At 65.1% G+C, this 18661-nt stretch carries 18 protein-coding genes; 16 read left to right on the plus strand and 2 right to left on the minus strand.

What is annotated here, in order from left to right:
• Positions 1-143 precede the first annotated feature (143 nt).
• The 11 genes from rplI to ABID26_RS02025 all read left to right on the plus strand — a co-directional run bounded on the left by rplI (position 144) and on the right by ABID26_RS02025 (position 11869).
• Positions 144-728 carry a 50S ribosomal protein L9 gene (rplI, locus tag ABID26_RS01975; RefSeq protein WP_126101144.1) on the plus strand — a complete coding sequence of 195 codons (585 nt, stop codon included), beginning with the start codon at positions 144-146 and terminating at the stop codon, positions 726-728.
• A gap of 286 nt (positions 729-1014) precedes the next feature.
• On the plus strand, positions 1015-2301 hold the full coding sequence (locus tag ABID26_RS01980) for a cyclopropane-fatty-acyl-phospholipid synthase family protein (protein WP_354413569.1): 1287 nt from the start codon (positions 1015-1017) through the stop codon (positions 2299-2301).
• A gap of 232 nt (positions 2302-2533) precedes the next feature.
• Positions 2534-2857, plus strand: coding sequence for a YnfA family protein (locus tag ABID26_RS01985; RefSeq protein ID WP_354413571.1), 324 nt, complete (start codon positions 2534-2536; stop codon positions 2855-2857).
• Position 2858: 1 nt separating this feature from the next.
• Positions 2859-3824: a small ribosomal subunit Rsm22 family protein gene (locus tag ABID26_RS01990; protein ID WP_354413573.1), complete on the plus strand. Its 966-nt coding sequence runs from the start codon at positions 2859-2861 to the stop codon at positions 3822-3824.
• Between the two features lie 460 nt (positions 3825-4284).
• Positions 4285-5775: a replicative DNA helicase gene (locus ABID26_RS01995; RefSeq protein WP_126101148.1), complete on the plus strand. Its 1491-nt coding sequence runs from the start codon at positions 4285-4287 to the stop codon at positions 5773-5775.
• Between the two features lie 224 nt (positions 5776-5999).
• Positions 6000-7418 carry a DNA repair protein RadA gene (radA, locus tag ABID26_RS02000; protein ID WP_354413576.1) on the plus strand — a complete coding sequence of 473 codons (1419 nt, stop codon included), beginning with the start codon at positions 6000-6002 and terminating at the stop codon, positions 7416-7418.
• 27 nt (positions 7419-7445) lie between these two features.
• Positions 7446-8135, plus strand: coding sequence for a CvpA family protein (locus tag ABID26_RS02005; protein WP_354413578.1), 690 nt, complete (start codon positions 7446-7448; stop codon positions 8133-8135).
• A gap of 107 nt (positions 8136-8242) precedes the next feature.
• On the plus strand, positions 8243-9724 hold the full coding sequence (purF, locus tag ABID26_RS02010; protein WP_126101151.1) for an amidophosphoribosyltransferase: 1482 nt from the start codon (positions 8243-8245) through the stop codon (positions 9722-9724).
• Positions 9725-9944: 220 nt separating this feature from the next.
• A complete protein-coding gene (locus ABID26_RS02015; RefSeq protein WP_354413581.1) occupies positions 9945-10688 on the plus strand; it encodes an SDR family NAD(P)-dependent oxidoreductase in 744 nt (247 codons plus the stop codon).
• A 77-nt stretch (positions 10689-10765) separates the two neighbouring features.
• Entirely contained in the window at positions 10766-11407 is a 642-nt protein-coding gene (locus ABID26_RS02020) for a hypothetical protein (RefSeq protein WP_354413584.1), read from the plus strand.
• Positions 11408-11644: 237 nt separating this feature from the next.
• Positions 11645-11869 carry a hypothetical protein gene (locus tag ABID26_RS02025; protein WP_126101154.1) on the plus strand — a complete coding sequence of 75 codons (225 nt, stop codon included), beginning with the start codon at positions 11645-11647 and terminating at the stop codon, positions 11867-11869.
• 163 nt (positions 11870-12032) lie between these two features.
• Here ABID26_RS02025 and ABID26_RS02030 read toward each other — a convergent pair whose 3' ends face one another.
• The gene (locus ABID26_RS02030; RefSeq protein WP_292304764.1) at positions 12033-12536 is read right to left on the minus strand and encodes an OsmC family protein; all 504 of its coding nucleotides are present in this window, start codon (positions 12534-12536) and stop codon (positions 12033-12035) included.
• A 166-nt stretch (positions 12537-12702) separates the two neighbouring features.
• On the opposite strand from ABID26_RS02030, the gene ABID26_RS02035 reads away from it, so the two are divergent.
• From ABID26_RS02035 to ABID26_RS02050, 4 genes are all read left to right on the plus strand, one after another.
• The gene (locus ABID26_RS02035; protein WP_126101156.1) at positions 12703-13200 is read left to right on the plus strand and encodes a VOC family protein; all 498 of its coding nucleotides are present in this window, start codon (positions 12703-12705) and stop codon (positions 13198-13200) included.
• Positions 13201-13518: 318 nt separating this feature from the next.
• Complete coding sequence (locus tag ABID26_RS02040; protein ID WP_126101157.1) at positions 13519-15021, plus strand: S10 family peptidase; 1503 nt, start codon at positions 13519-13521, stop codon at positions 15019-15021.
• A gap of 152 nt (positions 15022-15173) precedes the next feature.
• Entirely contained in the window at positions 15174-16061 is an 888-nt protein-coding gene (locus ABID26_RS02045; protein ID WP_354413588.1) for a DMT family transporter, read from the plus strand.
• A 46-nt stretch (positions 16062-16107) separates the two neighbouring features.
• A complete protein-coding gene (locus ABID26_RS02050; RefSeq protein WP_292304922.1) occupies positions 16108-17025 on the plus strand; it encodes a DMT family transporter in 918 nt (305 codons plus the stop codon).
• Between the two features lie 163 nt (positions 17026-17188).
• Here ABID26_RS02050 and ABID26_RS02055 read toward each other — a convergent pair whose 3' ends face one another.
• Positions 17189-18043, minus strand: coding sequence for a LysR substrate-binding domain-containing protein (locus ABID26_RS02055; RefSeq protein WP_292345802.1), 855 nt, complete (start codon positions 18041-18043; stop codon positions 17189-17191).
• A 113-nt stretch (positions 18044-18156) separates the two neighbouring features.
• Between ABID26_RS02055 and ABID26_RS02060 the strand changes: the two genes are divergently transcribed.
• Positions 18157-18564: a tautomerase family protein gene (locus ABID26_RS02060; protein WP_292345800.1), complete on the plus strand. Its 408-nt coding sequence runs from the start codon at positions 18157-18159 to the stop codon at positions 18562-18564.
• Positions 18565-18661: the final 97 nt, after the last annotated feature.

Genomic DNA, 18661 nt, shown 5'->3' on the forward strand with positions numbered 1-18661 from the left:
TCAAATCCCGAGTTGAGGCCATAAACCTCTAACTGCCAGACAGGCAGGACAGCGACACCGGCGGCAACGCCCCTTTTGCTTCCTGACCTGTTCCAAAGAATCCGACGTCATCCCGGATGGCGCAAAACCGAAGGAACGAAACCATGGAAGTCATTCTTCTCGAGCGTATTTCCCGCCTCGGCCAGATGGGCGACACCGTCAAGGTGAGGGACGGGTTCGCCCGCAACTTCCTGCTGCCGCAGGGCAAGGCGCTGCGCGCCAACGAAGCCAACAAGAAGAAGTTCGAGGGCCAGCGCGCCCAGCTCGAAGCCCGCAACCTCGAGCGCAAGTCGGAGGCCAGCCAGGTCGCCGAGAAGCTCGACGGCAAGAGCTTCATCGTCGTGCGTTCGGCCGGCGAGACCGGCCAGCTCTACGGCTCGGTGTCGACCCGCGACATCGCCGAGCTTTTGACCGCCGAAGGCTTCAGCGTCAACCGCAACCAGATCGAGCTCAACCAGCCGATCAAGACCATCGGCCTCTCCAATGTGGCGATCGCGCTGCATCCGGAAGTCGAGGTCACCGTCACGCTCAATGTCGCCCGTTCGGCGGAAGAGGCGGAGCGCCAGGCCAAGGGCGAAATGCTGACGACGGCCGAAGCCATCTATGGCGAGGACATCAACGACAACGCCCGGCCGGAGAACTTCTTCGACCCGAACGCCGAATTCGAAGGCGGCGAAGACAACGCCTGATCGACAAGATGTGATCTACGGGCCTGATCGACGGGCCGGAGCACTGCTCCGGCTCGCAGGCCTTCCAGAATTTCTGGACTAATGCCCGGGCAAACGACCCGGGCATTTTTATGCCAAATGGAACTTTTCGAACCCCTATATCTTGAGGCAGACTACAGCGTCGCGCGTCCTTTGGACGCAGAATGACGCCGTAGTGCCTGTGGCTTTCGCGCAGGACTCTCCCGAAACCGGTGCCGTTTTCGGGCCATGCGCGGAAGTCAGCCTGATGCTTGAGGGACATTTGGTCATGAATATTCTGTTGAAGCGCATTCTCGACCGCCTGGTGCGGGTCGGCAACCTCAAGGTGACCGGGCCGAAGGGCTCGACGGTCACGTTCGGCGACGGCAGCGGTGAGCCGGTGCATATGCACATCAAGACAACGCATGCCGAGCGCGCCATCAGCTTCGATCCGATGCTGGCCGTACCCGAGGCTTATATGGACGGCGAGCTCGACATCCTCGAGGGTGGAGTGCTTGGCGTGATGCGCATCGCCTTCCAGAACATGGGCAGCGGCGGCATCGACGCGACATGGTCGAAGGCGATCGAGGGCCTGCGCCACGCGTTCCGCCGCCTGCAGCAGATCAACACCGCCGCACGTGCGCGCCGCAACGTGCAGCGGCATTACGATCTTTCCGGCGATCTCTACAAGCTCTTCCTCGACGAGGACATGCAGTATTCCTGCGCCTATTTCGAACAGCCCGACATGACGCTGGACGAAGCGCAGGTCGCCAAGAAGCGCCATATCGCCGCCAAGCTGAGGCTGAAGCCCGGACAGACTGTGCTCGACATCGGCTCCGGCTGGGGCGGCCTCGGCCTCTATCTCGCCAAGGCTTTCGACGTCGACGTGCAGGGTGTGACGCTATCCACCGAGCAGCATGGCGTCGCCACCGACCGCGCGCATGCGGCGGGCCTGCAGGATCGCGTCCATTTCGACCTCAAGGACTATCGCGCGCTCAACGAACGTTTCGACCGCATCGTCTCGGTCGGCATGTTCGAGCATGTCGGGGTCAACCACTACCGCACCTTCTTCGACAAGTCGGCGACGCTGCTGAAGCCCGACGGCGTGATGCTGCTCCATACCATCGGCCGGTCCGGCGTGCCGTGGGCGACCAGCGCCTTCATCCGCAAATATATCTTCCCGGGCGGCTACGTCCCGGCCCTTTCAGAGGTGATGCCGGCGATCGAGAAGTCCGGCCTCGTCGTTACCGACATTGAGATTCTGAGGCTTCACTACGCCGATACGCTGAAGCACTGGGGCATGCGCTTTGCCGCCAACCGCGACAAGGCCAAGGCGATTTATGACGAGCGCTTCTGCCGCATGTGGGAATTCTACCTGGCAGCCTCGGAAGCCGCCTTCCGCTGGCAGGATCTGGTCATCTTCCAGATCCAGCTCGCCAAGAAGAACGATACGCTGCCGATGGCGCGCGACTACATGGCCAAATGCGAGAAGGCGCTGGAAATGCGCGACATGGGCCACCAGGAGCCTGCGCCTGCCTCTGCCAAGCCCACCCGGCGGCGCAAGGCGGTGGAGTAGGAAGCTTTCGGAACTTTCTAACGTTAGCGCTGCCCCTCACCCTTACCCTCTCCCCGTGAAGAACGGGGAGAGGGGGCGCCAGCGTGGACGCTTGTCCCTTCTCCCCGTCACTATACGGGGAGAAGGTGCCGGCAGGCGGATGAGGGGCGGCGCCGACGGCCCAAGCATTGATCGCGCTTGCCATTGAACCCGTCGCTTGTGACAAGTCCCGGCAAACGCTACCGGTTCTGTCATGACCTACCTCATCTACATCGCAGCCGCGCTTGCCGAGATCGCCGGCTGCTTTTCGTTCTGGGCCTGGTGGCGGCTGGAAAAGTCGCCGCTATGGCTCATCCCCGGCCTCGTCTCCCTCGCCCTGTTCGGGTACCTTTTGGCGCTTGTCGAGACGAATGCCGCCGGCCGCGCCTACGCCGCCTATGGCGGCATCTATATCGCCGCCTCGCTCGCCTGGCTGTGGCTGGTGGAAGGCGTGCGGCCCGACCGCTGGGATCTCGGCGGCGCCATGCTCTGCATCGTCGGCGCCTCGGTCATCCTGCTCGCACCAAGGGGAGCCTGAAGTGGAACTGCCACCTCCGCTCCGGCAAGGCGTCGACAGTCTGCTCGAAAAGGTCCCGCTGCCCGCACTGAAACAGGCCGCGAAAGCGCTTTCCGATCGCTACCGCGCCGAACTGCGCGACGGCCGCCTGCATATGGGCGAAGAGATCGCGGTGAAGGCCTATCTGGCGACCAGGCTGCCCGCCACCTATGCCGCCGTGCGCACCAGCCTGGATGCATTGGCCGAAGCGCGCGCCGACTTCCAGCCGAAGCGCCTGCTCGATATCGGCGCCGGACCTGGCACCATGCTTTGGGCCACGGCTGACGCATATCCGGAGATCGAGCAGGCGGTTCTGGTCGAGGCGAGTGCCGCGGTGCGCAACATCGGGCAGTCGCTGGCCGCCGGCGGGGTCGGTGCCCGGACGAAATGGATCGCCGGCGACGCCACCATCGACCTGGATGGTCTCGAGCCCGCCGACCTCGTCAGCGCCGCCTATGTGCTCGACGAGATCGTGCCTGCCTCGCTGCCGAAACTCGTCGACCGGCTTTGGCGGCTGACAGCCGACACGCTGCTCATCGTCGAGCCCGGCACGCCTGCCGGCTGGCAGCGCATTCTTGCCGCGCGATCGCAGCTTGTAGAAGCCGGCGCGCATGTCCTGGCGCCTTGCCCGCACGAGGCGCCCTGCCCGCTCGTTCCACCCGACTGGTGCCACTTTGCGCGCCGCGTCGCCCGCTCGCGCCTGCATCGTCTGGTCAAGGAAGCCGACGTGCCGTGGGAAGACGAGAAATTCATCTATCTCGCCGCCTGCCGGCAGCCGGCGCCGGCGCGCCCAGCACGGGTGCTCGCGCCGCCGAAAGGCGGCTCCGGCAAGGTGCTGCTGAAACTCTGCCAGCCGGACGGCAGCGCCGGCGAGCAACTGTTCAGCAAGCGCGACGGGGACGTTTTCAGGACCGCGCGGCGGGCGGACTGGGGCGAAGCGCTGGGCTGAGGGCATACGCCGATGACGTTACGAGAGATCCCGCAGTCGATGCGCTGGAACCGTCGACACTTTGGAACTTAGCCGAAGCGCCCCGAACTTCGTCATCCACGGGTCTGCGTCGCGTCGCTTCGCTCCTTGATCCGCCCGTGGATGACGACTTGATCGGCGTTTCGGCTAATCTCGACTGCTTGCGAAATCATTCGCGAACAGACGTAGCGGGTCGGCTATGAGTCTTCCCAACGGCAATCGGCCGTCAAAATTGTTCTTGCTTCGTTCCAGGCTTGCCCGTAAGAATCACGACTTGCCGAGTCAACCGGAATCGGGCCACCGGAATACTGTCCTGTGGATGGTTTTCCGTTCCTGTGAACATTGGGCATCAAGCTGGTTGGACCGAGGAGTGTTGCAGAAAGGTCAGCACCGAATCTTCCCGTTCTGATATCGAGGAGGCGGGATCGAAATCGGGGATATCATGGCAGAGGCGGCACTGAAACTCGGCGTGGCGGAACAACCGCTCTATCGCGAGGCACCGAACAACATCGAGGCCGAGCAGGCGCTGCTCGGCGCCATCCTCGTCAACAACGACGCCTTCTACCGTGTCTCGGATTTCCTGAAGCCGGCGCATTTCTACGAGCCGCTGCACCGCCGGGTCTTCGAGGTCGCGGCCGAGCTCATCCGCATGGGCAAGATCGCGACGCCGATCACGCTAAAGACGTTCCTTCCGGCGGAAGAAAAGGTCGGCGACATGACGGTGGCGCAATATGTCGTGCGGCTTGCTGTCGAAGCAGTCACCGTCGTCAATGCGACTGACTACGGCCGCGCCATCTACGACCTCGCCACGCGCCGGGCGCTGATCACCGTCGGCGAGGACATGGTCAACATCGCCTATGACGCGCCGGTCGACATGTCGCCCTCCGACCAGATCGAGGACGCCGAGCGGCGCCTTTTCGAGTTGGCGGAAACAGGCCGCTACGACGGCGGCTTCGAAAGCTTCAACGATGCGGTCAAGACCGCCGTCGACATGGCCAATGCCGCCTATATGCGCGACGGGCATCTGTCGGGCATCGCCACGGGCCTGCGCGACCTCGACCGCCGCATGGGCGGCCTGCAGCCTTCCGACCTGATCGTGCTTGCCGGACGCCCCGGCATGGGCAAGACCTCTTTGGCCACCAACATCGCCTTCAACATTGCCGAGGCCTATGTGCCGGCGCAGCAGGCCGACGGTTCGTTCAAGGCCGCCAATGGCGGCGTCGTCGGCTTCTTCTCGCTGGAAATGTCGTCGGAACAGCTCGCAACCCGCATCATCTCCGAGCAGACCGAGATCTCGTCATCGAAGATCCGCCGCGGCGAAATCTCCGAGATGGACTTCGAAAAGCTGGTCGCCTGCTCGCAGACGATGCAGAAGATCCCGTTGTTCATCGACCAGACCGGCGGCATCTCGATCGCGCAGCTCTCCGCCCGGGCGCGGCGGCTGAAGCGCCAGCGCGGCCTCGACCTCATCGTCATCGACTATATCCAGCTGATGCAGGGATCGAGCGCCCGCGCCTCACAGAACCGCGTGCAGGAAATCACCGAGATCACCACCGGCCTCAAGGCGCTGGCCAAGGAGCTCGGCGTGCCGATCATCGCGCTGTCGCAGCTGTCGCGTCAGGTCGAAAGCCGCGACGACAAGCGCCCGCAGCTGTCGGACCTGCGTGAATCCGGCTCCATCGAGCAGGACGCAGACGTGGTGCTGTTCGTCTACCGCGAGGAGTACTACCTCAAGAACCGCGAGCCGAAGCTCGGCACCGACGAGTACATCAAGTGGGAAAACGAGATGAACGAGGCGCGCGGCAAGGCCGAGTGCATCGTGGCCAAGCAGCGCCACGGGCCGACGGGAACCGTCAGCCTCGCGTTCCACGGCGAGTTCACGCGATTCTCCGACCTGGCGGAAGAGCATCATCTGCCGGAAAGGTTTGAGTAGCTCTTGGTAAACGCCTCATTCCTTCGCGCCCCCCTCTGTCCTACCGGACATCTCCCCCTCAAGGGGGGAGATTGGATGTCGCTTTGGCTTTCGCCAATCACCGACGTTGCAAGGTGGGCGCTGTCGGCGAAGTTGCTGATCTCCCCCCTTGAGGGGGAGATGTCCGGCAGGACAGAGGGGGGTGCTGTCCCGCCGACCTATCCAATTGTCGCAGGCCGCGCCTAATGGCCAAATCGCGCGTCCAGTTCATCTGCCAGAATTGCGGCTCGGTGCATCAGCGCTGGGCCGGCAAGTGCGATGCTTGCGGCGAGTGGAACACCCTGGTCGAGGAAGGCACGGCCGGCGGCATCGGCTCCGGGCCGGCCAATACCCGCAATGCCCGCAAGGGCCGCGCGGTGGTGCTGACCAGCCTGTCCGGCGATATCGAGGATGCGCCGCGCATCGTGTCGGGCATCGGCGAGCTCGACCGCGCCACCGGCGGCGGCTTCGTGCGCGGCTCGGCGCTTCTGGTCGGCGGCGATCCCGGCATCGGCAAGTCGACGCTGCTGACGCAAGCCGCGGCCGCCCTCGCCTCGAAAGGCCACCGCATCGTCTATGTCTCGGGCGAAGAGGCGGTCGCGCAGATCAGGCTGAGAGCCCAGCGCCTCGGCGTCGCCTCGACGCCGGTCGAGCTCGCGGCGGAGACCAATGTCGAGGACATCCTCGCGACGATAGCCGACGGCAAGCGGCCGGACCTCGTCATCCTCGATTCCATCCAGACGCTGTGGACCGACCTTGCCGATTCGGCGCCTGGCACCGTCACCCAGGTGCGCGCCGCCGCCCAGGCGATGATCCGCTACGCGAAATCCACAGGCGCGGCGATCGTGCTCGTCGGCCATGTCACCAAGGAAGGCCAGATCGCCGGCCCGCGCGTCGTCGAGCACATGGTCGACGGCGTGCTCTATTTCGAGGGCGAGGGCAACCATCACTTCCGCATCCTGCGCACGGTGAAGAACCGTTTCGGGCCGACCGACGAGATCGGCGTCTTCGAGATGTCGGACAAGGGCCTGCGCGAGGTCGCCAATCCATCCGAACTGTTCCTCGGCGAGCGGCATGCGAAATCGCCAGGCGCCGCGGTTTTCGCGGGCATGGAAGGGACGAGGCCGGTGCTGGTCGAGATCCAGGCGCTGGTGGCGCCCTCTTCGCTCGGCACGCCGCGCCGCGCCGTGGTCGGCTGGGACGGCGCGCGGCTCTCGATGGTGCTGGCGGTGCTGGAAGCGCATTGCGGCGTCCGTTTCGGCCAGCACGATGTCTATCTCAACGTCGCCGGCGGCTACCGCATCTCAGAGCCGGCGGCCGACCTCGCGGTCGCCGCGGCGCTTGTTTCGTCGCTCACCGGTCTTGCCCTTCCCGCCGATTGCGTCTATTTCGGCGAAATCAGCCTTTCGGGCGCTGTGAGGCCGGTTGCGCATGCGCAGCAGCGCCTCAAGGAGGCCGAAAAGCTGGGTTTCGGAAGCGCGGTGCTGCCGCTCGGCAGCGAGGAAGTCGTTGGCGGTAATGGGGCCGGGGGAATCGTGGCCGGCGCTTTCCAGCCCACCGAGCTTTCCGACCTCGTGGCGCGCATAGCCGGCTCACGGCGCAGCCGCGCCGACGAGGAGGAGTGATGCGGCTCATGATGTGGGGCGAAAGACATGCCGATTACGCTGCTTGACGGAATTCTCGTCGGCTTCACCCTGGTCTCGGCAATGCTTGCCATGGTGCGCGGCTTCTCCCGCGAGGTGCTGTCGGTGGTGTCCTGGGCAGCGGCGGCGGCGGCGGCGTTCTTCTTCTACAAGCCGGTCCTGCCCTACGTTCAGCCCTATGTCGACAACGACAAGATCGCCATGGCCGCATCCGCCGGCATCGTCTTCGTCATCGCGCTGATCGTCGTTTCGGTGATCACCATGAAGATCGCCGACTGGATCATCGATTCGCGCATCGGCGCGCTCGACCGCACGCTTGGCTTCCTCTACGGCGCGGCGCGCGGCGTCCTGGTGGTTGCGGTGGCGCTTTTGTTCTTCAACTGGCTGGCCGGCGCCAAGGCGCCCGCCTGGATCGCCAACGCCAAATCGCGACCGCTGCTCGAGACGATCGGCGCCAAGCTCGAAAGCGTGCTGCCCGAGAACACGGAAGAGCTGGTCAACAAATATACGCATAAGGGCACGGCCACGACCGAGGCGCCGGCGACCACAGACCAGCCCCTGGCCGAACCGCCGGCGACCGGCGAAGACAACGCGCCGGCGCCCGACGACAGCGAAGGCGAGGCTCCGGCCGACAACGAGCCGGCCCCTGCCCCCGCTCCGGCACCCGCACCCGCTCCTGCTCCAGCGCCGGCAAACTGAGTCCAGGCCAGCGCTGGCCTGAGGCATTTTGTGAATGCTGGACGGCGTGCGTTGCTTTCGACGAGCGATCGCCTTATATGGCGATTTTAGCGGAGCTTGAGCCCCACATGGCAGTTTCGAAGGCAGACGCAGACGACGTGCTTTCCGCCGAGGCCGACGATCATTTCCACGACGAGTGCGGCGTGTTCGGTATTTTCGGCCGGCAGGACGCCGCGGCCATCGTCACGCTCGGCCTTCACGCCTTGCAGCATCGCGGCCAGGAAGCCGCCGGCATCGTCTCCTATGACGGCACGCAGTTCCACGTCGAGCGCCATGTCGGCCTGATCGGCGACACCTTCACCAAGCAGAACGTCATCGACCGCCTGCAGGGCAATCGCGCCATTGGCCACACGCGATACGCCACGACCGGCGGCGCCGGCCTTCGCAATGTCCAGCCCTTCTTCGCCGAGCTTGCCGAGGGCGGCCTGGCGGTCGCCCATAACGGCAATCTCACCAATGCGCTCACCGTGCAGCGCGTGCTGCAGAAGCAGGGCTCGATCTTCTCCTCCACCTCCGACACCGAGACGCTGCTGCATCTGGTCGCGACCAGCAAGGAACGCGATCTCAACTCGCGCTTCATCGACGCGATACGCCAGGTCGAGGGCGCCTTCTCGCTGGTTGCGTTGACGGCCAAGAAGATGATCGGCTGCCGCGATCCGCTCGGCATCCGTCCGCTGGTGCTCGGCGACCTCGACGGCGCCTGGATCCTCGCTTCCGAGACCTGCGCCCTCGACATCATCGGCGCCCGTTTCGTGCGCGACATCAAGCCCGGCGAGATGGTGGTCGTCACCTCCAAAGGCATCGAGAGCCTGTTCCCGTTCGAGCCGCAGAAGACCCGCTTCTGCATTTTCGAATATGTTTATTTCGCCCGGCCGGATTCCTCGGTCGAGGGCCGCAACGTCTACGAGGTGCGCAAGCGCATCGGCGCGGAGCTGGCGCAGGAAAATCCGGTCGAGGCCGACATCGTCGTGCCGGTGCCGGATTCGGGCACGCCGGCCGCGATCGGCTTTTCCCAGGCCGCGGGCATTCCCTTCGAGCTCGGCATCATCCGCAACCACTATGTCGGCCGCACCTTCATCCAACCGGGCGATTCCATCCGCCACATGGGCGTCAAGCTCAAGCACAACGCCAACCGCCGCATGATCGAAGGCAAGCGCGTGGTGCTGGTCGACGATTCCATCGTGCGCGGCACCACCAGCCAGAAGATCGTGCAGATGGTGCGCGACGCCGGCGCCAAGGAAGTGCATATGCGCATCGCCTCGCCGCCGACCAGCGCTTCCTGCTTCTACGGCGTCGACACGCCGGAGAAGTCGAAACTGCTCGCATCGCGCATGTCGGTCGAGGAGATGGCCGAGTTCATCCGCGTCGATTCGCTCGGCTTCCTGTCGATCGATGGGCTTTACCGCGCCGTCGGCGAGGCGCGCCGGGACAGCGACCAGCCGCAGTTCTGCGACGCCTGCTTCACTGGACAGTACCCGACCCGCCTGCTCGACTTCGAAGGCCACGACAATGTGCGCACGTTGTCGCTGCTGGCGTCGAGTGGGTCGTAGGGTTGCCGGACTGTCATTTGCCTGCGCCAAGTTACCCCCCTCTGTCCTGCCGGACATCTCCCCCTCAAGGGGGGAGATCGGCTGAACGCGAGGCTTTCGCCAATCGCCAAGGCTGCAGAGCAAGCGCCAGCTTTGGTGAAATCCAATCTCCCCCCTTGAGGGGGAGATGCCCGGCAGGGCAGAGGGGGGTGTCTCGCGCCTATCCTATGGAAGCTTTCGCATGACCCTCGACCTCTCCGGCCGCGTGGCGGTCGTTACCGGCGCCTCGCGCGGCATCGGCTATTTCATCGCCAGGGAACTGGCCGCCGCCGGCGCGCATGTGGTTGCCGTTGCCCGCACCGTGGGCGGGCTGGAAGAGCTCGACGACCAGATCAAGGCCGATGGCCGCGGACAGGCGACCCTGGTGCCCCTCGACCTCACCGACATGGCCGGCATCGACCGGCTGGGCGGCGCGATCCACGAGCGTTGGGGCAAGCTCGACATATTGGTGGCAAATGCCGGCATCCTCGGCGTGATCTCGCCGATCGGCCATGTCGAGGCAAAAACCTTCGAGAAGGTGATGACCATAAACGTCACCGCGACCTGGCGGCTGATCCGCTCGGTCGATCCGCTGCTGAGGCTCTCCGACGCCGGCCGTGCGATCATCATGTCCTCCAATGCGGCGCATTCGGCGCGCGCCTTCTGGGCGCCCTACGCGGCGTCCAAGGCGGCCGTCGAGACGATGATGCGCTCCTGGGCGCATGAGACCGAAAGCCTGCCGCTCAGGGTCAATGCCGCCGATCCGGGCGCCACCCGGACCGCGATGCGCGCCCAGGCGATGCCCGGCGAGGATTCCGAAACGCTGCCGCATCCCTCCGAGATCGCCAAGCGCATCGCGCCGCTGGCGAGCCCGGCGCTGAAAGAGACCGGGCTGATCTTCCAGGCCAAGCACAACCGCTTCGTCGCCTACCGGCAGCCGGAATAAAAGAAAGCTCAGACCGGATTAAACCGGGCTCCGGCAACGTTCTTCGAATGCAAGGCATTCGAAACCGGAGGACCGACATGGGTAGACTTCTTCTCGTTGCCGCCACCGCCATTGCCGCGGCACTTGCCTCATCTGCTGGCGTAGCCCTCTCGCAAGACAAGACCATGAGCTTCTTCGTCACCAGCGTCGGCTCCGGCAAGGGCGCCGATCTCGGCGGCCTGAAGGGGGCTGACGCGCATTGCGCTTCGCTCGCGGAAGCGGCCGGCGTCACCGGCAAGACATGGCACGCTTATCTGTCCTCCAGCACCGAGGATGCGCGCGACCGCATCGGCAAGGGCCCGTGGTTCAACGCCAAGGGCGAGAAGATCGCCGACGATGTCGCCTCGCTGCATGGCGACGCCAACGGCATCACCAAGCAGACGGCGCTGACCGAAAAAGGCGAAATGGTCAACGGCCGCGGCGACAAGCCCAACCGGCATGACATGCTGACCGGCTCGAAACCCGACGGCACGAAGATCGCCGACCAGACCTGCGGCGACTGGACGATGAGCGGCGCGGAAGGGGTGGCGATGATGGGCCATCACGACCGCACAGGGCTGGACGATTCGGCAGCGGCGAAATCGTGGAATTCCTCGCATGCCTCGCGCGGCGGCTGCAGCCAGGAGGCGTTGAAGGGCACCGGCGGCGACGGCCTGTTCTACTGCTTCGCGGTCGAGTGAGCGCGCTAGATCGGTTCGTCGTTTCACCGAAACGACGAACCGATCTATCTTCATGTTTTGACGCAATTTCTGACCGGGAAATCGTCTCAAACTTTTTCTGGAGTTGCTTTAGGTGAAGGCCCCATTCACGGGTCTGTGAACGGTGCAGCGGAAGCGTGTTCCGCCGCCCTGCTTTCGCCATCTGAGGGGAGTTGCTAGGATCGATCCGACTCCCACATCCAGCAAAGAGGAATTTCCATGGCTGCCACTCCCAGCGTAGCGTTGGTCTGGTATCTGGTGATCGCCGGCCCGCAAGGCGGCATGGTGGTGCTGCCCAGCACCTTCGACACCCGCGAACAGTGCACCAACGCCATCACCGAATATCAGAAGCAGCCGACACCGCAGGGTTGGGCCGTGCAATGCGTGCCGAGCGCGTCGCCGTTCTCCGACGAGGGGGATGCGGAGGAGCCTTCGGCGCAGTAAAGCAGCTAATCTCCCCCCTCGAGGGGGAGATGGCCGCGAAGCGGCCAGAGGGGGTCGCCGCGCGTGAAGCGCCAACCCCTTCCGACGACAGACGACGCTGGCGATCTACGTGAGACGACCCCCTCTGTCGCCTTCGGCGACATCTCCCCCTCGAGGGGGGAGACTAGCTCGCGCTCACCGTCAACGTGGGCTTGTTGTTGATCGTCTGGAACACCACGCAATAGCGCTCGGTGAGTTTTAGCAGCGAATCGATGCGCTCCTGCGGCTCGTCGGTGTCGAGATTGAACTTCAAGCGGATCTCCCGAAAACCTACCCGTGCATCACGGGCGACGCCGAGCGTGCCGCGAAAATCGAGATCGCCCTCGGCCTCGACTACAGCATTGCCGAGCTTGAACTCCAGCGCCGTCGCCACCGCCTTCAGCGTCACGCCGGCGCAGGCGACCAGCGCTTCGAGCAGCATGTCGCCCGAGCAGAGCTCAAGCCCCGAGCCGCCGGTGGCCGGATGGAGCCCCGCCACGGCAAGCGCCCTGCCCGTCTCGACCTTGCAGGCGATCGACTGGTCGTCGAGCGTTCCGCGCGCCCTGAGCGTGATCAGTGCCCGCGCGGCATCGTCGCGATAGGCTTCCTTCAGCGGCGCCTGCATGGCCTTGAGCGCGGTTGCATCCATTTTTCTTATTCCCGGTTCAATGGCTTTCCAAAGCTGATAACACTCTCTTCCGCCGGCGCGAAGCAACGCTATGCCAGCCGGTGGCGCCATGCGCAAAGAATTCGCTGTCGGATGGGGCGAAACCCGACCGTCCTTCGGTCGTTGTCAGACAGGAAGGAGATCCAGCATGGCCAAGGTGACCTCGCATCTGTGGTTCGAAAAGGACGCGCGGCAGGCGGCGGAATTCTACGTCGCCACCATTCCCAACTCGGCGATCGGCCGTATGACGGACGTGGCGGCGGACAATCCGAGCGGCCCCGCCGGCAGCGTCAAGATCATCGAGTTCGTGCTCGACGACCAGAATTTCATCGCGCTCGAAGCCGGTCCGCTCGACCCATTCAACCATTCCTTCTCGATCCTGGTCGAACTGGAGAGCCAGGCCGAGATCGACCGCATCTGGAACGCCTTTCTCGACAATGGCGGCAAGCCCGAGCAATGCGGCTGGCTGAAGGACCGCTGGGGCCTGTCGTGGCAGATCGTGCCAAAAATCCTCGGCGACATGGCCGCGCATCCCGACCGCGAGCGCGCCAAGCGCGCAACGGAGGCGATGCTTGGGATGGTGAAGATCGATGTGGCGGCGCTGGAGAGGGCGTTTGGGGAGCCCGACTTCGCTGCCGAACGGTAGCTTCTTCGAATAGTTGGAAGGCGGCGGGACCAACGTTGGAAGGGAGAGCCGGCGGCGAAACCGCCAATCTCCCCCTTGCGGGGGAGATGTCCGGCAGGACAGAGGGGGTGTGAAGGATCGCCAACGCAGGCGACGTTTCGTACGCTCGGCTTTCCTCCACAGTTTCGGCTGTGAGCAATTGACAGGCCGGCGGGACAGCACCCCCCTCTGCCCTGCCGGGCATCTCCCCCGCAAGGGGGGATCGGCAGCTTCAGAGTATCCCTTTGACTTCGGCCGCCCGGGCCATACCTTTGCGGAGGTCGTTCCTGCGGAGGCCTCATGCGGTCCAAGCTGAAACTCATCCCCCTCATCCTCGTAACCCTTGCCGCCTTCGCGCAGCCAGCCCTCGCCGAAACTCCCGAACGGCCGGCACCGGCCGGCGGCGTGCTGTCGCTTCTGCCGCAGCCGCAGGTGACCGAGCATTCGGTCACGCTCGGCGGGCGCAAGCTCGATTACCAGGCCAAGGCCGGCACGCTGTCGCTCTTATCCGGCAAGGGCGAGGTCACGGCGGAAATCTTCTACGTCGCCTACACACAGCAGTCGCCCGCCCCGGCGAAGGAGCGGCCCATCACCTTCGTCTTCAACGGCGGGCCGGGCGCGGCATCGGCCTACCTGCATCTCGGCGCGCTCGGCCCGCGCATCGTCGCGACCGCGGCCGATGGCGAATTCCTGCCGCCGCCGCAAAAGCTGATCGACAATCCCGACAGCTGGCTCGACATGACCGATCTCGTCTTCGTCGATCCGGTCGGCACCGGCTACAGCCGCGAGGCGCCGGGCCAGGACACGAAGGCGTTCTGGGGCGTCGACCAGGACGCCAGCGCGGTCGGCGCCTTCATCCGGCTCTATCTGGCGCAGAACGGCCGCACCGCTTCGCCGCTCTTCCTCGCCGGCGAAAGCTATGGCGGCTTCCGCGCCGCGCTGCTTGCCAGGACGCTGCAAGAGGACGTCGGCTTGAGCCCCAGCGGCATCGTGCTGATTTCGCCGGCGCTGGAGTTCATGCTGGTGCGGCCGGACCAGTTCGACCAGTTGCACTGGGCGCTGGAACTGCCCTCTTTGGCCGCGGCTCGGCTGAAGGCCGACGGCGTCGACGGCGAGGCGCTGCGCGACAGGCTGGCCGATGTCGAGCGCTACGCGCTTGGCGATTATCTGACGGCGCTCAACAGCGGGCTGGAGCAGGGCGGCAAGCTCGCCAGCGGGCGCGTGGCGGAGATCACCGGCCTGCCGCTCGACCTCGTCGAGCGCAATTTCGCCCGTGTCCCGACCGGCCTGTTCGCCCGCGAGTTCCAGCGCGCCAAGGGTAAAGTGCTCAGCCCCTATGATGCCATGGTCAGTACTGCCGATGTTGCGCCTGAAAGCGCGCGCATCGAGGGGCCCGACCCGGTGCTCGACCGCAGCGTGCCGGTGCTGACCTCGGCCTTCGTCGCCTATGCGCGCGACGAGCTGAACTATCGCACCGATGTCAGCTACCGGCTGCTCAATGGCGAGATCAGCCACAACTGGGACTACGGCACCTCGGGACAAGGCTATGCCGGAGTGATGGACGACCTGCAGCGCGCGCGCTCGCTCAACCCGTCGCTCGGCGTCGTCATCGTCAATGGCTACACCGACCTCGTCACGCCCTATCTCGCCACGCGCTATCTGGTGAACCAGATCCCCTCGCTCGCCGGCGCCAAGCCGATCCGCCTCGACGTCGTCGAGGGGGGCCACATGATGTATCTGAGGCCGGACGGAAGGCGCGCGCTGAAAGAGGCCGCTTCGGAGCTCTACCAGGCAACGCAGTGAGCGCCTGACCCGGCCTTACCAGTTCGCCCCCCGAGCCCTGCCCCAACGCAAGCGCCGCGCTGGAACAGCGTCGCGAACGCTTTCGCCCGTATAGCTGGCGGCAGCGGATCCGATGGGGCGGGACCGCCCTTACGCGAACCCAGCCGGACCGCATGGCCGACGTCGTCATCCTCGAAAGCCGCGAAAGGGTGCTGGCCGGCATCCTGTTCACCGCCGCCGCTTATTTCCTGTTTTCGGCGCAGGATGCCTCGATAAAGCTGCTCGTCGTCGGCATGAGCGTGTGGCAGATCATGTTCTTCCGCTCGATCACCGTGCTCGTCGCCTGCGGCGCGATCGGCGGACGGAAGCTGTTCGCCGACACCGCCAGTTCGCCGATCGTCAAGCCGATGCTGGTGCGCAGCGCCTTCACGCTCGCCGCCTGGCTCTGCTACTACAATGCCGCGCGCTCGCTGCAGCTCGCCGAACTTACCACCATCTATTACGCCGCGCCGATCATCGTCACCGTGCTCTCCGTGCTGATCCTGGGCGAGACCGTGCCGCTTTTGCGCTGGGTAGCGGTGTTCATCGGCTTCGCCGGCGTCTTCATCGCCTGCGATCCGACGCGTCTGGGTCTCTCGCTGCCGGTGCTTCTGGTGCTGACGGCAGCCGTGTTGTGGGGCATTGCCGTGGTGCTGTTGCGCAAGACGGCGATGCAGGAGCGCACCATGATCCAACTGGTCCTCAACAATTTCTATTTCCTGCTGTTTTCGGCAGTGCCGGCGCTGATCTGGTGGCGCATGCCCGACGGGCTGCAGCTCATGCTTCTCGCCAGCGTCGGCGCGCTCGGCGGCGTCGCGCAGTTTATGCTGTTCGAGGGCATGAAACGAGCGCCGGTATCGATCGTGGCGCCGTTCGAGTACACCTCGCTGGTCTGGGCCTTCGCGCTGGGTTTCGCCATCTGGGGCGACGTGCCACGCGCGGAAGTGTTCATAGGCGCGGCTTTGATCATCGGCGCCGGCCTGCTGATCGTCGGCAACGAGCATTTCCGCAAACGGGTATAGGGCTCATGACAGAAGGTTGTCAGCAGCAACGAAATAGTCTGGTGTCATGACCGATACGCTCGAGGTACCGGAGAAACTCCAGAATGTTGCAGCCGATCCTGCGGCCGAGCGGACGCTCGGCATCATCCTTGTGTCGGCTTCCGCCGTCGCCTTCGCGCTCACCGGCGTGCTGACCAAGTCGATCCATGCCGATCCGCTCACCATCACCTGCTGGCGCGGCTTCTTCGGCTCGATCCTGATCACCCTTTATGTGCTGTGGCGGCGGCGCCGTTGGGGCGGGCGCGAGAGCCTTCGGCTCGGCTGGCGCGGCTGGCTGCTGGCGGTCGAGGGTGCTGCCGCCAGCATCGCCTTCATCTCGGCCTTCAAGTTCACCTATGTCGCCAATGTCGCTGTCATCTACGCGACCTCGCCCTTCATCGCGGCGCTGCTTGCCTTCCTGCTGGTGCGGGAAAAGTTCCGGCTGCAGACGATGCTGGCGGCGGCCGTATCGCTTTGCGGCGTGGCCATCATGGTGGGCGGCGGCCTTGGCAGCGGCCACCTGTTCGGCGACGGGCTGGCGCTTTTGATGACCACCGGCAGCGCCCTCTACATGATCATGGTACGCGCCTTCCGCGACTCGCCCGCCGTCTGGGCCGGCGCGGTGTCCGCCTTCCTGCTCTTCGTGCTCGGCTGGTTCGTCACCGATCCGCTGGCCGTCTCGACCCGCGACGTGGTGCTGCTGGCCACTTTCGGCTGCTCCTTCGCGCTGGCCTCGATCCTGTGGACCGAAGGCTCGCGGCTCATCCCTGCCGCCGAATCCGGCCTGCTTGGCTCGGCCGAAGTGCCGTTCGCCATACTGTTTGCCTTGCTGTTCCTCGGCGAGATCCCGCCGATCGCCAGCATCATCGGCCGGGCGATCGTGCTTTGCGCGGTTTTCGCGCATGCCGGACGCGACTGGATGAAGGCGAAATCGGCGCGTTCCTAAATTATTTTCACGGTCACGGAACCATCATCCGACTCAGGCATTGTTAGGTCGACGGGTCACCCCCCAAGTCCCCCCAAACCCCTCGACCCGTCCGACTAGAAGCCGACCTGCAAAAAGGTCGGCTTTTTCTTTGGGCGTCCCAAGGGAGAGTGCGTAGCGGCTTTCAGGACGGCAACGCCAGGCCGCTGCCGAGAAGCTCAGCCAGATCCCGCGCCGGCCGACCGGCCTCGCGACCGAGCCGGATGGCGAAGTCGGCTATCGGCAACGGCGGGAGGTCGAGATCGGGAGACGCCTCGACGATGCCGGAATGGGCGAAACGCCGGGTTCGCGGCGTCAGCGCGATGCCGGCATTGACCGCGGTGCGCAGGCCGGCAAGGCTGGCGCTGCCGGCGGCGAGGCGATAGCGGCGGCCGGCGGCGTCGAGCGCATTGAGCGCAGCTTCCCTGAAGCCGCAATAAGGATCGAGCAGCGCCAGCGGCACCATTTCTTGCCGCGTCGCCAACCCTTTTTCCGAGCAGAGCCAGAGCATCGGCTCGCTGATCAGAGCCGCTTCATCCGGCGATGCGGCATGGCGCATGGTGATCGCGAGGTCCAGTTGGCCTGCCTGCAGCGCGGACCCGAGTTCCAGGGAGCGGCCGACGCGCAATTCGATCCGCACACGCGGATGGCTGCCGGCAAAGGCCCTGAGCAGGTCCGGCAGGCCATGATCGGCAAAATCCTGCGTGGTGCCGATGGCGATGCGGCCGCCGGCGCGCGCCCCTTTCAGGGCCAGCCAGGCCTCGGTGTGGACGGCAAGGATACGCCGCGCATGGCCGACGAGGTCCTCACCGGCCGGCGTCAGGCTGCGTCCCCTGCCCTGGGGGCTAAGCAGCGGCTCGCCGACGATCTCCTCCAACCGCTGCATCTGCGCGGTGACCGCCGAGGGCGAGCGGCCGATGGCCGACGCCGCCCTGGCCAGCGAGCCGCCGTCGACGAAGGCGAGGAAGGTCCTGAGCAGGTCGGGATCGAGCGCTTCCATACTTCGACATTATCGAACTGTTTGTCAAAAACAATTCGATTTTTCTGATGCATAGATGATGCCATGGTCCTTCCATCGACGGGCGCGAGGCCGCCCAAACGAAGGAGAGAAAAATGCCGATCATCAATGTCAGCGTCACCGGCAAGCCGGACGCAAAGCTTTCCGCCACGATCGCGAAGGACATCACTGAGATTACGGCGACGCATCTGCGCAAGGACCCGACCATCACCGCGGTCGCGGTCAGCTATATCGAGCCGCAGCACTGGTTCGCCGGCGGCAAGTCGCTGGCCGAGCACGGGACGAACACCTTCTGGCTCGACATCAAGGTGGTCGACGGCACCAACACCAAGCTCGAATTCGAAGCCTATCTCAAGGCGATCTTCGAAGCCTTCGGCCGCCTGCTCGGCGGCGTGCATGTGGAAAGCTATGCCCTGGTCCATGAGGTGCCGGCCGCAGCGTACGGCTTCGGCGGCAAGAGCCAAGAGTTCCGGTTCATCAGCGGAAGGTTGAAGGCGGCGTAGCACCGGCGCTCCCTTCTCCCCTTGTGGGCCCCCTTGTGGAGAAGGTGGCCGAGCGAAGCTCGGTCGGATGGGGGGTGTTGGACGGAGTGAGACGTCG

It is taken from the genome of Mesorhizobium shonense (assembly GCF_040545255.1).
Taxonomy (GTDB): Bacteria; Pseudomonadota; Alphaproteobacteria; order Rhizobiales; family Rhizobiaceae; genus Mesorhizobium; species Mesorhizobium shonense.